Here is a 15,298-nt window from a genome sequence, read left to right as displayed (position 1 = left end):
GAGCGGGCGTGCCCCGGCGGTTCCAGTGCTCGGAGGAACACATGCCGGACAGTTCCCTCTCCGGCGGGGACGTCGTCCTCGTGACGATCGTCCTCGCCGTCTCGCTCGCCGCTCTCGCCTTCGCCGCCTACCTGGTCCGCGCGGTCATGGCCGCCGACCAGGGCACCCCGAAGATGCGTGAGATCGCGCAGGCGGTGCAGGAGGGTGCCGCGGCGTACCTGCGACGACAGTTCAAGACCCTCGGGGTCTTCGCGATCATCGTGTTTCTGCTCCTGCTGGTGCTCCCGGTGGCCGACGGCGGCTGGGGGACCCGCATCGGCCGGGCGCTGTTCTTCCTGGTCGGCGCCCTGTTCTCGGCGACGGTGGGCTTCATCGGCATGACCCTGGCCACCCGCGGCAACGTGCGCGTGGCCGCTGCCGCCCGTACCGGCGGCTACCGCCCGGCCTTCCGCATCGCGTACCGCACCGGCGGTGTCTGCGGGATGATCACCGTCGGCCTGGGCCTGTTCGGTGCGGCCCTGGCGCTGCTGCTGTTCGACGAGACCGCACCCGTGGTGCTGGAGGGCTTCGGCTTCGGCGGGGCGCTGCTGGCGATGTTCATGCGCGTCGGCGGCGGGATCTTCACCAAGGCCGCCGACGTGGGCGCCGACCTGGTCGGCAAGGTCGAGGCGGGCATCCCCGAGGACGACCCGCGCAACGCGGCCACCATCGCCGACAACGTGGGCGACAACGTCGGCGACTGCGCGGGCATGGCCGCCGACCTGTTCGAGTCCTACGCGGTCACGCTGGTCGCCGCGCTCATCCTCGGTCAGGTCTTCTTCGGCGCGGTCGGCATGGTCTTCCCGCTCACCGTCGCCGCCATCGGCGTGATCGCCTCGGTCGTCGGCATCCTGGCCAGCAACCCGGCCAAGAACGACGCGAGCGGCATGGCGCCGATCAACCGCGGGTTCTTCGCCTCCGCGGTCGTGTCCCTCGTCCTCGTCGCGGCGGCCTCGTTCACCGTGCTGCCGGGCGTGGCCGACGTCCCCGACAGCGTCGTGAGCCCGCAGGTCCTCGGGTTCGTCGCAGTGCTGGTCGGCGTGGTGCTGGCAGCGGCGATCCAGCAGCTGACCGGCTACTTCACCGAGACCAGCCGCAAGCCGGTCAGGGACATCGGCCGCAGTTCCCTCACCGGTCCGGCGACGGTGATCCTCTCCGGCATCTCCCTCGGTCTGGAGTCCGCGGTCTACGCCGCGATCCTCATCGGCGGTGCGGTCTACGGCGCCTTCCTGATCGGCGGCGGCGCGGCGCTCTACGCCGTCGCCCTGGCCGGGTGCGGCCTGCTGACGACGGCCGGCGTCATCGTCTCGATGGACACCTTCGGCCCGGTCAGCGACAACGCGCAGGGCATCGCCGAGATGTCCGGGGACATCGACGAGGACGGCGCCCGGGTGCTCACCGACCTCGACGCCGTCGGCAACACCACCAAGGCGATCACGAAGGGCATCGCCATCGCGACGGCGGTGCTGGCCGCGACGGCGCTCTTCGGCTCTTACAACGCCCAGATCGGGGTCGCCCTCGACGATGCCGGCGACACGCTGGGGGACGCCTTCAGCCTGGTCAACCCGAACAACGTGGTGGGCGCGGTGCTCGGGGCCGCGGTGGTCTTCTTCTTCTCCGGTCTGGCGATCAGCGCCGTCTCCCGCGCAGCCGGCCGAGTGGTCTTCGAGGTCCGGGAGCAGTTCCGCACCCGGCCCGGGATCATGGACTACAGCGAGCGTCCGGACTACAGCGCCGTCGTCGACATCTGCACCAAGGACTCGCTGCGCGAGCTGGCCACACCGGGCCTGCTCGCCGTCCTCGCGCCGGTCGCCGTGGGCTTCGGGCTCGGCTTCGGGCCGCTCGCCGCCTACCTCGTCGGCGCCATCGCGGCGGGCACGCTGATGGCGGTCTTCCTCTCCAACTCCGGCGGTGCCTGGGACAACGCCAAGAAGATGGTCGAGGACGGCGCCTACGGCGGGAAGGGCAGCGAGGCGCACGCCGCCACGGTCATCGGCGACACCGTGGGCGACCCGTTCAAGGACACCGCCGGCCCCGCGATCAACCCGCTGATCAAGGTGATGAACCTCGTCGCCCTGCTCATCGCCCCGGCGATCGTGAGCCTGTCGGTCGGGGAGGGCGCCAACACGACCGCGCGCCTGCTCATCGCGCTCGGGGCCGTCCTGGTGATCGTGATCTCGGTCGTCATCTCCAAGCGCCGCTCGGTGGTCGTGGGCGGTGCCTCCACCGACGCCTCGTCCACGCTGACCACCACCGTCCCCTGATCGCACGCACCGGACACTGCGGCACCGAGGCGCCGCCCGGCCGGCCCGGCGCCGGTCTGTGGACGGCGACCGGCGCTGTGGACGAGCACGCGGGAGGCGTCGCCCCGCCGTCCTAGCGTCCCGCCGCGCCGGTCCCGCCGTGGGCCCGGCAGACGCCGGGAGGTCCTGACGTGTCCGGAACCATCGCCGCCCAGTTCGACGCCGTCGACGCGCTCGCCGCCGAGCTGGCCGGCCTCGCCGCCGAGTTGGCCGGGGAGGCGCGGCTGTGCCGGTCCACCGCGGTCTCCCTGGGGACGGCGGTCAGCGGGGGAGCCGCGGAGAGCGCCGGCGCCGCGGGCTCGGGTTGGGGCACCGCCCTGGCGCTGCTGGGCCAGCAGACCGGGGCGCTCGCCGCGACCCTGTCCGCGGCCGTCGACTCCTACCGGGCGGCCGACGCAGCACTGGCCGACCGGGTGCTCGCCCGGCACCACGGCCCGGCCGCCCGGTGAGCGTCCGCACCCTCGCCGAGGTCGCCGGGTGGGACGTCCCGCTGCTGCGGGGGGCGGTCTGGACCCTCGACTCCGTCGCCGGTGGGCTGCCCGCCTGGCGGGCCCGGGTCGAGGCCGTCGGCCGCTCGCTGGAGGACGCCTCCTGCTGGTACGGGCCGGCCGCGCAGGCCGCCGGTGCCGCGCTCGTGGAGGTCTCGACGGTCGCCACGGCGGTCACCGCGGCCCTGGACGAGTCGCTCGAGCACGCGCAGCGCCTACTGGCGGAGGCGGAGACCGCGCAGGAGCTGGCCGAGCGGGCCCTGGCTGCTGCCGCGTCGGTCCCCGTCGTCCTGGACGGCGCCGGGCGGCTGGTGGCGCTGCCGGTCGTGGCGGTCGGCGCCGAGCCCGGCGTCGGCGCCGACCGGACGGCCGTCGCCCTGCAGGCGCAGGAGCTGGCCGAGGATGCCTCGGCTGCCGCGGCGCGGGGGGACCGAGCGGCGGGTGAGGCCGAGGCCGCACTGACCCGCCTCGGGATGGGAGGAGGCAGCGCCCCGGTCACCTTCACGGACCTGCTCGGCACGGTCGTCGCCGGAGCCGGCCGGGCGGCGGTCCTCCCGCCGCCCGGCGGACCTGACGAGCGGGCCGCCTGGTGGGCCGGTCTGTCGACCGCGGACCGGTCGACCGCCATCTCCGAGATCCCCGGCCGGATCGGCCGGCTGGACGGTGTGCCGGCCTGGGCTCGCGACCAGGGGAACCGGGTGCTGGTGGAGCGCGCGCTGGCCGACCCGTCACTGCCGGGGCACGCGATCGCCGTCTCGGTGGCCGCAGAGATCACCAGGAAGGAGGTGGCAGGCGAGGACGTGCAGCTCCTCCAGTTCCAGCCGGAGGAGGGGCTGGTCGCCCTGGCGGTCGGGGACCTGGACACCGCGGACCACGTGGCGTTGCTCGTGCCCGGCACCGGGCAAGACCCGAGCGAGGACCTGGCGGGCCTCGTCGGCGACGCGGGTGCTGTCGCGGGTGTCGCGACGGCGGCGGCTCCGGCGGCCGCCGTCGCGACGATCGCGTGGATGGGCTACCGGGCGCCGTCGAACCTGACCAAGGCGCCGAGCCCGCACCACTCCTGGCCCGGCGGCCGGGCGCTCGACGCAACGCTGGACGGGCTCGCCTCAGCCCGCGCGGAGACCTCGGGGGGACGTCCGCACACCACCGTCATCGGGCACAGCTACGGCACGCTCGTCATCGACCGGGCGGCGGACGCACCGGGTCGGCTGGCTGCCGACGACGTGGTCCTGCTCGGCAGCCCGGGGATGGACAACAGGGCGGTCGAGCTCGAGGTCGAGCGGGTGTACGAGGCCTCCGCGCCGGTCGACCCGATCACCTGGGCCGAGTTCCACGGCGAGCAGACGTGGGAGGACTCCTACGGTGCCATCGAGCTGCCGACCGACCCGGTGATGATGCACTGGGAGTACTACGACGAGTGGTTCCCGACGCTGACCCCGATCGGCGAGGTCGTGGGCGGGGTCCGGGAGCCGGCATGACCCCGTCAGGCCCGGGAACACGCAGTCGCCCCCGTCCATTGGATCGGGTGACGGCACGCCCACGGTGGGTCGCCACTGGCCTCCCGGTCGGCCCCGTGGCCTACCGTGGCGTCGCCGAGGGCACGCGGGGAGCGACCGCGTCGTCCGGCGCCGGACCACCGGCGCCTGCACCGAGCACCACCGACAGGAGCACCGTGGCACCCACGAAGACCACGCACACCGGCACCCGGACCGCGGCGGCGACCGCCGGGGGTACGACCACCCCTGCCCGCCGCCGGACGGCCGCCGGCGGCGGACGGCCGCTGGTCATCGTGGAGTCCCCGACCAAGGCCGGGAAGATCGCGGGGTACCTCGGCAGTGGCTACGTCGTCGAGGCCAGCGTCGGGCACATCCGCGACCTGCCGCGCAACGCCGCCGACGTGCCGGCCGAGCACAAGGGCGCGTCCTGGGCTCGGCTGGGCGTCGACGTCGACAACGCCTTCGAGCCGCTGTACGTGGTCAGCCCCGACCGCAAGCAGCAGGTCAGCCGGCTCAGGCAGCTGGTCAAGGACGCCAGCGAGGTCTACCTCGCGACCGACGAGGACCGCGAGGGCGAGGCCATCGCCTGGCACCTGGTGGACACGCTCAAGCCGCGCGTGCCGGTGCGGCGCATGGTCTTCCACGAGATCACCCCCGAGGCGATCGCCCGCGCCGTGGCCAACCCGCGGGAGCTGGACACCGCGCTGGTCGACGCCCAGGAGACCCGCCGCATCCTCGACCGCCTCTACGGCTACGAGGTCAGCCCCGTGCTGTGGAAGAAGGTCCTGCCCAAGCTCTCGGCCGGGCGCGTGCAGTCGGTGGCCACCCGGATCGTCGTCGAGCGCGAGCGGGAGCGGATGGCCTTCCACTCGGCCGACTACTGGTCGCTGGAGGGCACCTTCGCCGTCACCGGCCGGCGCACCAGCGCGGACGAGGGCGAGCCGACCACGCTGCGCGCCCGCCTGGTCAGCGTCGACGACAGCCGGGTCGCGACCGGCCGTGACTTCGACCCCGCCACCGGACGGGCGACCGGCGAGGTCGTGCACCTGGACGAGGCCGGCGCCCGCGGCCTGGCGGCCCGGCTCGAGGGCCGGCAGGTCACGGTCAGCCGGGTGGACGAGAAGCCCTACCGACGGCGCCCGTACGCGCCGTTCACCACCTCGACGCTGCAGATGGAGGCCGGTCGCAAGCTCGGCTGGTCCTCAGCGCAGGTCATGCGGGTGGCGCAGCGGCTGTACGAGAACGGCCACATCACCTACATGCGGACCGACTCGACGAACCTGTCGAACGAGGCCGTCAACGCCGCCCGCACCCAGGCCCGCCAGCTCTACGGGGACGCCTACGTCCCGGCCGAGGCGCGCCGCTACGCCAAGAAGGCCAAGGGCGCCCAGGAGGCGCACGAGGCGATCCGGCCCGCCGGTGACAGCTTCCGCACCCCCGGTCAGCTCGCCGGCCCGCTGGCCCGCGACGAGTTCCGCCTCTACGAGTTGATCTGGCAGCGCACCATCGCCTCGCAGATGGCCGACGCCGTCGGGCAGAGCGTCAGCATCCGGCTGGCCGGGCGCAGCAGCACCGACGAGGCGGTCGAGTTCACCGCCAGCGGCCGCACCATCACCTTCCCCGGCTTCCTGCGCGCCTACGTCGAGTCGCGCGACGAGGGCACCGCCGGCGACGACGACCACGGCAGCGACGATGCCGAGCGCCGGCTGCCCCGGGTCGAGCGCGGCCAGCAGCTCGACACCCGGGAGCTGGAGGCCAAGGGCCACTCGACGACCCCGCCGTCCCGCTACACCGAGCCGAGCCTCGTCGCGCGGCTGGAGGAGCTGGGTATCGGCCGGCCGTCCACCTACGCCTCGATCATGCAGACGGTCCAGGACCGCGGGTACGTCTGGAAGAAGGGCTCGGCGCTGGTGCCCACCTTCGTGGCCTTCGCCGTGATCAACCTGCTGGAGCAGCACTTCGCCCAGCTCGTCGACTACGACTTCACCGCCTCGCTGGAGCAGGAGCTCGACGAGATCGCTGCCGGCGACCTGGGTCGGGTCGACTGGCTCACCGAGTTCTACTTCGGCGGTGAGGGCCGGCACGCCGGCGGCATCGCGGCCTCCGGCGGGCTCAAGTCGGTGATCGGCCAGCGGCTGGAGGAGATCGACGCCCGCGGGGTCAACTCCATCCCGCTGCAGGCCACCGGGCCGAACGGCGAGCGGGTCGTCGTCCGGGTCGGGCGCTACGGGCCCTACCTGCAGGTCGGCGGCGAGGACGGTCCCCGCGTCAGCCTCCCCGAGGACCTCGCCCCCGACGAGCTGACCCAGGAGAAGGTCGAGGAACTGCTCGCCGCGCCGTCCGGCGACCGCACGCTCGGGACCGACCCGGAGTCCGGGCTGCCCGTCGTGGTCAAGGCCGGCCGGTACGGCCCCTACGTCACCACCGTGGTGCCCGAGGGCAGCAAGGAGGCCCCGCGCACGGCCAGCCTCTTCTCGTCCATGTCGCCGGAGACGGTGACCCTCGACGACGCGCTGAAGCTGCTCACGCTCCCGCGCACCGTGGGCGCCGCGCCGGACGGCGAGGAGATCCAGGCGCTCAACGGCCGCTACGGGCCCTACCTGAAGAAGGGCACCGACTCCCGCTCGCTGGAGTCCGAGGACCGGCTGTTCACCGTCACCCTCGACGAGGCGCTGGCCGTCTTCGCCCAGCCCAAGCAGCGGGGCCGCCGGGCCGCCGCCGCGCCGCTGAAGGAGCTGGGCGCCGACCCGGTCACCCAGGGCGCGGTCACCGTCCGCGAGGGCCGGTTCGGCCCGTACGTCACCGACGGCGAGACCAACGCCAGCCTGCGCAAGGGCGACGACGTCGAGAGCATCACCCTCGAGCGCGCCGCCGAGCTGCTGGCCGACCGGCGCAGCAACCCGAGCACGAGGAAGGCCACCAAGAAGGCCGCCGCCAAGAAGACGACGGCCAAGAAGGCGACCACGACGGGGAAGACGCCGGCCAAGAAGGCCACGAAGAAGGCGACGGCGGGCAGCGACGCCGTCCCCGCGGGCTGACGTCTCCGTGCCGGCCGGCGGGCCCGACCCGGACACGTGGCGGCAGCGGCGGACGTCGTTCGGCTCCGTCGCGGCCGGCTACGCGGCACACCGGCCGGACTACCCGGCCGACGCCGTGGCCTTCCTGGTCGGGACGTCCCCGCGGCGGGTGCTCGACCTGGGCGCCGGCACCGGCCTGCTGACCGGCGTCCTGCTGACGGCCGGGCACGAGGTCGTCGCCGTCGACCCGGACGGGCAGATGCTCGCCGAGCTGCGCGCCCGGTACCCCCAGGTGACCGCGCACGTCGGCGACGCGGAGGCCGTCCCGCTGCCCGACGGCAGCGTCGACGCCGTCGTCGCGGGCCAGGCCGCGCACTGGTTCGACCCGGAGCCCGCGGCGGCGCAGCTGCGGCGGGTCCTGCGCCCCGGCGGCGTGGTCGGCCTGGTCTGGAACACCCGTGACGAGGAGGTCCCCTGGGTGGCCGCGCTGGGCCGGGTGCTGGCCGACGAGGCTCGCGGCCACGAGGCCGACCGGGGCGTCGTCGACGTCATCGCCCGTGCGCTGGGCGCCCGGGTGGAGCACCACCGCTCCGGCACCGTGCAACGGCTGTCCCACGGGGAGGTGGTCGCCGGCATCGCCACGCGCAGCTACGTCGCCACGATGGACGACGCACGGCGGGAGGCGTTCCTGGGCGAGGTGCGCGCGGTGCTCGACACCCACCCCGGCACCCGCGGCCGCGACGTCGTCGACCTGCCGTACCGGACCGACGCCTACCGGCTGACGCCCGCCTGACCGTGGCCCGCGCCCGCCCCGCGGCGGCGACCCACCGGCCCGGCGCAGCCACCCCCGGTCACGAACGCACCCCCACCCGACCCGAACCGCCCGGCCGCGTCGCGCCGCACCTTGCGCGCTCTCAGGGCCGCCGTCCTAGCCTGCGCGTCCCCGACGGAGGGAGCTGGCCATGGCGACGCGCGCAGGCCTACTGCTGACCGCACTCGTGGCCGCCGTGCTCCTCGGCGTCGGCACCCCCGCGGCGGCGGCCACCCCGGGGCCGGCCGGCTCCGCACCCCCGCCGGCCCTGGTGACCGGTCCGGACGGCGCCGCCACCGACGACCTCGACGACGACTACGCCACCGCGCTGCGCGCCGTCGACGCCTGGTGGCGCAGCTCCTGGAGCGAGTACTTCCCCGGCTCGTACACCGCGCCCGGGCTGGTTCCGGCCGCCCGCGCACCCGGGCTCTACGACGCCCCGCAGGAGCAGGTGTACTGCGGCGACCTGCTGCTCCCGGAGGGCAACGCCTTCCACTGCCCGATCGGGGACTTCCTCGCCTTCGAGGTGGACCTGATGCTGCGGTCCCAGGAGCTGGGTGACGCCTTCGTCTACCTGGTCGTCGCCCACGAGTGGGCCCACTCCGTCGTCTCGCACATCGACCCGGCCCTGGTGTCCGAGGCCTACGAGCTGCAGGCCGACTGCCTGGCGGGGGCAGCGCTGCAGGGCGCCGTCGACGCCGGACTGCTGAGGCTGGAGCCCGGCGACGCGGAGGAGTTCACCGCGTCGCTGACCGCCGTGGCCAGCGACAACGCCTGGGGGACGGTCTACGTCGACGCGTCCGGACAGCCGCGGACCGAGACCCACGGCAGCGCCCAGGAGCGGATCGACGCCTTCGAGCGGGGCGGCACCGACGGGGTCCGAGCCTGCCTGCCGAACTCGGTGGGCTGATCGCTCAGGCCGCGTGCCCGACGGCGAACACCCGCCGGAAGGGCAGCAGCGTCGTCCCGTCCGGACGGCGCGGGTAGGCCGCGCGCAGCGCTGCTGCGTACTCCGCGGTCAGCTCCGCGGCGTCGTCCTCGCCGAGCCGGGCCAGCACCGGGCGCAGCACGGTCGAGCGCACCCAGCCGAGCACCGGGTCGTCCCCCCGCAGGACGTGCAGGTAGGTCGTCTCCCAGGTGTCGGCGGTCAGGCCCGCGGCGGTGAGGACCTCGAGGTAGCCGGCCGGGTCGAGCACCGCGTCCTCCGCCGGTGCCGCGTCGCCCACGAGCCCGGCCCAGCGCGGCGAGCGGCAGAGACCGGCCAGCAGCGCGTGGGTCGGCGCCCGCCAGTTGCCGGGGACCTGCACCGCCAGCCAGCCACCCGGCGCCAGCTCCCCGGCCCACCGGTGCAGCAGGTCGTCGTGCCCGGGCACCCAGTGCAGGACGGCGTTGCTGACCAGCACGTCGACCGACGCGTCGGGCCGCCACTCCCGGACGTCGCCGGCCTCGAAGGCCACGCGGCCGGGGACGGCGTGCGCGGCGGCCGCGGCCAGCATCTGGGGTGAGGAGTCGACCCCGGTCACCCGCGCGCCCGGCCACCGCTGCGCCAGTGACGCCGTCAGCGCACCCTCCCCGCAGCCGAGGTCCACCACGCTCCCCGGCTCCCGGGCGCCGACGCGCGCGAGCAGGTCGACGAAGGGGCGTGCTCGCTCGTCGCCGAAGCGCAGGTAGCCGGCCGGGTCCCAGGCAGCGGTGCTCGTCACGTCCCGACCCTAGGGCCCGCGGACCCCCGGGACCGTCGGCCCACCCCGGTACCGTTGCGCCTGCTGCACCCTCCTCCACCGCACCGACTGGGAGCCCGCGATCCCCGTGTCCGACGACGGTCCGCCCGCCCTGTCCGTCGAGTCCGCCGGGCGGCCCCGTGGCCTGTTCATCGCGTTCGAGGGCGGCGAGGGTGCGGGCAAGTCCACCCAGGTGCGGCTGCTGTGCGAGTGGCTGACCGCGCGGGGGCGTCCGGCGCGGGCCACCTTCGAGCCCGGCGGCACCCCCGCGGGCGCCGCCGTCCGGGCGATCGTGCTCGACCGCGCGCACACCGGGCTGTCCCCGCGCGCCGAGGCGCTGCTCTACGCCGCCGACCGCGCCCAGCACGCGCACGCCGTCCTGCGCCCGGCGCTGGGAGCGGGCGAGGTCGTGGTGACCGACCGCTACGTCGACAGCTCGCTGGCCTACCAGGGGGCCGGACGCACCATCGGCCTGGACGACGTCGCGGCGATCTCCCGCTGGGCCACTCTCGGGCTGCGCCCCGACCTCACCGTGCTGCTCGACCTGCCGCCGGAGACCGGGCTGGCCCGCGCCCGCGGCCGCGCGGCCGCCGACCGGCTGGAGTCGGAGTCGCTGGAGTTCCACCAGCGGGTCCGCGACACCTTCCGCACGCTGGCCGCGGCGGCGCCCGGGCGCTACCTCGTGCTCGACGCCACACGCGGTGTCGAGGAGCTCGCCGCCGACGTCCGCGAGCGGGTCGGCGCCCTGCTGGAGGTGCACTCGTGAGCGGGGTGTGGGAGCAGGTGATCGGCCAGCCGGCGGTCGTCGCCGAGCTGCAGGCCGCGGTGGCCGACCCGACCGCGATGACCCACGCCTGGCTGTTCACCGGCCCGCCCGGCTCGGGCCGGTCGGTCGCCGCGCGCGCCTTCGCCGCGGCCCTGCAGTGCCCGGACGGCGGCGACGGCACCTGCCACGCCTGCCGGACGGTGCTCGCCGGCACCCACGCCGACGTGCAGACCGTCGTCCCGGAGGGGTTGTCCATCGGCGTGGCCGAGGTGCGCGAGCTGGTCCGCATCGCCGGGCGGGCACCGTCCCAGGGGCGCTGGCAGGTGGTCCTGGTGGAGGACGCCGACCGGATGACCGAGCAGGCGTCCAACACCGTGCTGAAGATGCTGGAGGAGCCGCCGGCGCGGACGGTCTTCCTGCTCTGCGCACCGAGCCTGCACCCCGACGACGTGCCGGTGACCATCCGCTCCCGGTGCCGCGTCGTCGGCCTGCGCACCCCGCCCGTCGACGCGGTCGCCGACGTGCTGGTCCGCCGGGACGGCGTCGACCCGGCGCTGGCCGCCTGGTCGGCCGCGGCCGCCGGCGGGCACGTCGGGCGCGCCCGGCACCTGGCCCGCGACGAGACCGCCCGGCTCGCCCGCAAGGCCGTCCTCGACGTCCCGCTCTCGCTGGTCTCGCTGGCCGCCTGCCTGAACGCCGCCGACGACCTGGTCGGCGCGGCCAAGGAGGAGTCCGACCGGGCGTCGACGGAGCTCGACGGCGCGGAGACCGAGGCGGTCAAGCAGAGCCTCGGTGTGGGCGCCCGCGGTCCCGGCGTCGCCGCGGCCAGCCGCGGGGCCGGGCAGCTCAAGGAGCTGGAGAAGCGGCAGAAGTCGCGGGCCACCCGGCTGGGCCGCGACTCGCTGGACCGGGCCCTGGTCGACCTCGCCGCCCTCTACCGCGACGCCCTGGTGGTCGCCACGAGCGGGACGGAAGGGGTGACCCTCGCCCACCCGGACCGGCTTGCGGACGCCGCGGAGCTGGCGCGGCGGATCGGTCCGGAGGGGGCGCTGCGGCGCATCGACGCCGTCCTGGACTGCCGACGGGCGCTGGAGCAGAACGTGAAGCCGCAGGTCGCCGTGGAGGCGCTCACCGTGGCGCTGCGCCTGCCCGCGTGACCCGCCGGGGCCTGCGCAGGGGGAGCGCAGTGGTCACGTAAGCTGGCCGCGCACGTCCGCCGCCTTAGCTCAGTCGGTAGAGCATCTCACTCGTAATGAGAAGGTCGTCGGTTCGATTCCGACAGGCGGCTCCACCCCAGCGGCCCCGTCCACCCGGACGGGGCCGCTGTCGTCCCTGCGGTCCCCACCACGCCGACGGCGGCGCACCCGGTGGGGTGCGCCGCCGTCGGGGTCCGTCGTGCGCTCGGCGGCCGCTCGGTGAGGGGCCAGTGGACAGGGGTCAGTGGTGGGGCTCGGCTTCCTCGGCCCGCTGCAGCGAGGCGTTGATCTCCGCCTCCGCCTCGGTGTGGCCGACCCACTCGGCGCCCTCGACCGACTTGCCCGGCTCGAGGTCCTTGTAGGTCTCGAAGAAGTGCTGGATCTCCAGGCGGTCGAACTCCGACACGTCGTGGATGTCGGTCAGGTGCGCCATCCGCGGGTCCGTCGCCGGCACGCAGAGGACCTTGTCGTCCCCTCCGGCCTCGTCGGTCATCCGGAACATGCCGATGGCGCGGCAGGTGATGAGGCACCCGGGGAACGTCGGCTCGTCGAGGATCACCAGGGCGTCGAGCGGGTCGCCGTCCTGCCCGAGGGTGTTCTCGATGTACCCGTAGTCCGCCGGGTAGCGGGTGGAGGTGAACAGCATCCGGTCCAAGCGGATGCGTCCGGTGGCGTGGTCCAGCTCGTACTTGTTCCGCTGGCCCTTCGGGATTTCTACCGTCACGTCGAACTGCACGGACGTAGTGTGGCGGATCGGACCCCGGAGGACCGCCGGAGGTCGTTCCGGGGGGTGGGCACCATCGCGTCGAGCGGGTCGACGACCGTCACGCCGAAGTACTCCCGGTTCCGCCGCCGCCTCGTCCTCGGGCTCCTCGCCCTGCTGCTCGTGGTGGGTGCCGGCGCCTGGTTCGCAGTCGCCCCGCGGGAGGACGACGCCGCCCAGGAGGTCGCCGCGGCCGAGGCGCGCCTGCCCGACGTGGAGCCGGCCGCGCCGGTGCTCGCGGCGCTGGCCTCGGAGGCGCCTGCTCCGGACGCCGCGGTGCTCGCCGACGAGCTGGCGCCGCTGCTGGCCTCCCCGGCGCTCGGGCCGGGTGTCGAGGCCCGGGTCGTCGACGTCGCGTCCGGCGAGGTGCTGCTCGACCAGGACTCCGACGTCCCCTCGACACCGGCCTCCACCGCCAAGCTGCTCACCGCCGTCGCCGCGCTGACCACCCTCGGCCCCGACACCACCCTGGAGACCACCGTCGTCGCGGGCTCCGCGCCCGGCGAGGTGGTGCTCGTCGGTGGCGGCGACCCGACGCTGTCGCGGACCGTCCCCTCGCTGACCTACCCCGGCGCGCCCACCGTGGCCGACCTCGCCGCCCAGGTGCGCAGCAGCCTGCCGCCAGGCACGCAGGTCACCCGCGTCGTCGTCGACAACTCGCTGTTCCAGGGCCCGCTCACGGCCGCCGGCTGGGGGCCCGGCGACGCGCCGTCGACCTACGCCGCCCCGGTCACCGCGACCGCCGTCGACGGCGCCCGGGTGCGCTCCGGCGACCTGCCCCGCAGCGGTGCCCCCGGGACCGACGCCGGCACCGCGCTGGCCGTCGCCCTTGGCGTCCCCGACGCGGCCGTCGTCCTGGGCGATGCGGCGGAGGGCGCGCAGCCCCTGGGCTCCGTGCGGTCCGCGCCGGTCGCCCGGTTGGTCGAGCAGGCGCTGTCCCAGTCGGACAACCTGCTGACCGAGTCGCTGGGCCGCCACGTCGCCCTCGCCCGTGACCTGCCGGCCACCTTCGAGGGGGTCGCCGAAGCGGTCACCGACGCGCTGGCCGACGCGGGCCTCGACGTCACCGGCGTCTCGCTGTCCGACGGCAGCGGCCTGTCCAGCACCGACCGGGTGCCGGTCGAGCTGCTCACCGAGCTGCTGACCGGCGCCGCCGACGGCACGCTGCCCGGCACCTCCGCCGTCCTGTCCGGCCTGCCCGTGGCCGGGTACGACGGCACCCTGTTCGACCGCGGCGACGCGGACCCGGCGACCGCGCCGGGTTCGGTCCGCGCCAAGACCGGCACGCTGCTGGGTGTGCACGGCCTGGCCGGCACCGTGGTCACCGCCGAGGGGCGGCTGCTGGTCTTCGGCGTGGTCGCCGACGGCGCCCCCGCCGACGGTGAGGCCGCCGAGGACGCGCTCGACGCCGTCGCCTCCGCGCTGGCCGCCTGCGGCTGCAGGTGAGAGGGACCTCCCCGGCCCCACCCGGGGAGGACGCCGTCCTCCCCGTCCTCTGGAGGAGGACCCCCTGCTCCCGCCACTCGCGAGCTCGCGGCGGGTCCCTGCAGGAGGCCGGCCGGGACGGGGCCGGCGGCGGGCCCCTGCCGGAGGGCCTACCGTGAGCCGATGAGCAGCTCCGCACGGATGGTGGACTGGGACCTCGCCGGACGCACCGCCCGCCGCCTGGTCGGCCCCGGCCCGCAGACGACGCGCGAGGAGGCCGCCGCCGTCGTCCGCGAGCTGCACGAGGCCGCCGCCACCGCCGTCGCGCACGTCGAGGGCCTCACCGGGCTCAGCCCCGTGCCGGGTGGCGCGGTGCCCGAGGTCGCCGTCGTCGACCGGCCCGGCTGGGTGGACGCCAACACGCGGGGGATGTCCGCGCTGCTCGACCCGCTGGTCGATGCCCTCGCCGCCCGGCAGGAGCACCGGCCCGGCCCGCTGGCCACCGCCATCGGTTCCCGCGCGACCGGCGTGCAGGCCGGCGGCGTGCTCGCCTTCCTCTCCTCCCGCGTGCTCGGCCAGTACGAGGTCTTCGGCACCGGCGGCCGGCTGCTGCTGGTCGCGCCGAACATCGTCGACGCCGAGCGCCGCCTGGGCGTGGACCCCACCGACTTCCGGCTCTGGGTCTGCCTGCACGAGGTCACCCACCAGCTGCAGTTCACCGCCGTGCCGTGGCTCAAGGACCACCTCGAGGCGCAGATGGCCGAGTTCGTGGAGGCCACCGACCTGGATCCCGACGTGCTCCGCGACCGGCTGGGCGACGTCCTGCGCAGCATCCTGGACGCCGCCCGTGGCGCCGACGGCGGGGACGACGCCGGCCTGATGGCGCTGGTGCAGGACCCGGCGCAGCGCGCCGTCCTCGACCGGGTCACCGCCGTGATGAGCCTGGTCGAGGGGCACGCCGAGTACGTGATGGACGGCGTCGGGCCGGACGTCGTCCCGTCGGTGCGGACGCTGCGCAAGCGGTTCGCCCAGCGCCGCAAGGGCCGCGGCCCGATCGACCGCGTGCTGCGCCGCCTGCTGGGTCTCGAGCAGAAGATGAAGCAGTACGCCGAGGGCCGGGTGTTCGTCGGTGGCGTCGTCGACCTCGTCGGCATGGAGGGCTTCAACCGGGTGTGGGAGGGGCCGGAGAACCTGCCGCGGATCGAGGAGCTCACCGACCCGGCGCGCTGGGTCGAGCGGGTGCACGGCCGCCCCGCCATCCCCGCCTGACCTC

12 protein-coding genes and 1 tRNA gene are annotated in these 15,298 nt (G+C 75.3%); 11 read left to right on the top strand and 2 right to left on the bottom strand.

Annotation, left to right across the window (positions count from 1 at the left end; translation table 11 throughout):
- Positions 1 to 41 precede the first annotated feature (41 nt).
- From BMW27_RS13155 to BMW27_RS13130, 6 genes are all read left to right on the top strand, one after another.
- Positions 42 to 2,303 carry a sodium-translocating pyrophosphatase gene (locus BMW27_RS13155; RefSeq protein ID WP_091444849.1) on the top strand — a complete coding sequence of 754 codons (2,262 nt, stop codon included), beginning with the start codon at positions 42 to 44 and terminating at the stop codon, positions 2,301 to 2,303.
- Between the two features lie 170 nt (positions 2,304 to 2,473).
- Positions 2,474 to 2,791 carry a hypothetical protein gene (locus BMW27_RS13150; protein WP_091444848.1) on the top strand — a complete coding sequence of 106 codons (318 nt, stop codon included), beginning with the start codon at positions 2,474 to 2,476 and terminating at the stop codon, positions 2,789 to 2,791.
- The gene (locus tag BMW27_RS13145) at positions 2,788 to 4,308 is read left to right on the top strand and encodes an alpha/beta hydrolase (RefSeq protein WP_091444847.1); all 1,521 of its coding nucleotides are present in this window, start codon (positions 2,788 to 2,790) and stop codon (positions 4,306 to 4,308) included. The genes BMW27_RS13150 and BMW27_RS13145 overlap by 4 nt, the downstream gene beginning before the upstream one ends.
- A gap of 194 nt (positions 4,309 to 4,502) precedes the next feature.
- On the top strand, positions 4,503 to 7,364 hold the full coding sequence (gene topA / locus BMW27_RS13140) for a type I DNA topoisomerase (RefSeq protein WP_091444845.1): 2,862 nt from the start codon (positions 4,503 to 4,505) through the stop codon (positions 7,362 to 7,364).
- A gap of 7 nt (positions 7,365 to 7,371) precedes the next feature.
- Positions 7,372 to 8,136: a class I SAM-dependent methyltransferase gene (locus tag BMW27_RS13135; RefSeq protein ID WP_091444843.1), complete on the top strand. Its 765-nt coding sequence runs from the start codon at positions 7,372 to 7,374 to the stop codon at positions 8,134 to 8,136.
- Positions 8,137 to 8,305: 169 nt separating this feature from the next.
- Positions 8,306 to 9,064, top strand: a complete 759-nt coding sequence (locus tag BMW27_RS13130; RefSeq protein WP_139206896.1) for a neutral zinc metallopeptidase — start codon at positions 8,306 to 8,308, stop codon at positions 9,062 to 9,064.
- Positions 9,065 to 9,068: 4 nt separating this feature from the next.
- Here BMW27_RS13130 and BMW27_RS13125 read toward each other — a convergent pair whose 3' ends face one another.
- Complete coding sequence (locus tag BMW27_RS13125; RefSeq protein WP_091444839.1) at positions 9,069 to 9,857, bottom strand: trans-aconitate 2-methyltransferase; 789 nt, start codon at positions 9,855 to 9,857, stop codon at positions 9,069 to 9,071.
- Positions 9,858 to 9,963: 106 nt separating this feature from the next.
- On the opposite strand from BMW27_RS13125, the gene tmk reads away from it, so the two are divergent.
- From tmk to BMW27_RS13110, 3 genes are all read left to right on the top strand, one after another.
- Positions 9,964 to 10,641 carry a dTMP kinase gene (tmk, locus tag BMW27_RS13120; RefSeq protein WP_091444837.1) on the top strand — a complete coding sequence of 226 codons (678 nt, stop codon included), beginning with the start codon at positions 9,964 to 9,966 and terminating at the stop codon, positions 10,639 to 10,641.
- A complete protein-coding gene (locus tag BMW27_RS13115) occupies positions 10,638 to 11,798 on the top strand; it encodes a DNA polymerase III subunit delta' (RefSeq protein WP_091444835.1) in 1,161 nt (386 codons plus the stop codon). The genes tmk and BMW27_RS13115 overlap by 4 nt, the downstream gene beginning before the upstream one ends.
- A gap of 58 nt (positions 11,799 to 11,856) precedes the next feature.
- A tRNA-Thr gene (locus BMW27_RS13110) sits at positions 11,857 to 11,932 on the top strand.
- A gap of 146 nt (positions 11,933 to 12,078) precedes the next feature.
- Here BMW27_RS13110 and BMW27_RS13105 read toward each other — a convergent pair.
- The gene (locus BMW27_RS13105) at positions 12,079 to 12,573 is read right to left on the bottom strand and encodes an inorganic diphosphatase (RefSeq protein ID WP_091444833.1); all 495 of its coding nucleotides are present in this window, start codon (positions 12,571 to 12,573) and stop codon (positions 12,079 to 12,081) included.
- A gap of 54 nt (positions 12,574 to 12,627) precedes the next feature.
- On the opposite strand from BMW27_RS13105, the gene dacB reads away from it, so the two are divergent.
- Positions 12,628 to 14,046, top strand: a complete 1,419-nt coding sequence (dacB, locus tag BMW27_RS13100) for a D-alanyl-D-alanine carboxypeptidase/D-alanyl-D-alanine endopeptidase (protein WP_245743539.1) — start codon at positions 12,628 to 12,630, stop codon at positions 14,044 to 14,046.
- Between the two features lie 162 nt (positions 14,047 to 14,208).
- Entirely contained in the window at positions 14,209 to 15,294 is a 1,086-nt protein-coding gene (locus tag BMW27_RS13095) for a zinc-dependent metalloprotease (RefSeq protein ID WP_091444829.1), read from the top strand.
- Positions 15,295 to 15,298: the final 4 nt, after the last annotated feature.

Origin of the sequence: Geodermatophilus poikilotrophus, assembly GCF_900111455.1 — a bacterium.
GTDB classification, from domain to species: domain Bacteria; phylum Actinomycetota; class Actinomycetes; order Mycobacteriales; family Geodermatophilaceae; genus Geodermatophilus; species Geodermatophilus poikilotrophus.
The sequence above is the reverse complement of the archived record's forward strand: the minus strand, read 5'-3'. Positions and strand labels throughout refer to the sequence as shown.

Bases quoted from the DNA above. Each gene is read 5' to 3' on its own strand.
- BMW27_RS13155 (WP_091444849.1), top strand. From the start codon at position 42: ATGCCGGACAGTTCCCTCTCCGGCGGGGACGTCGTCCTCGTGACGATC.
- BMW27_RS13095 (WP_091444829.1), top strand. From the start codon at position 14,209: ATGAGCAGCTCCGCACGGATGGTGGACTGGGACCTCGCCGGACGCACC.
- BMW27_RS13130 (WP_139206896.1), top strand. From the start codon at position 8,306: ATGGCGACGCGCGCAGGCCTACTGCTGACCGCACTCGTGGCCGCCGTG.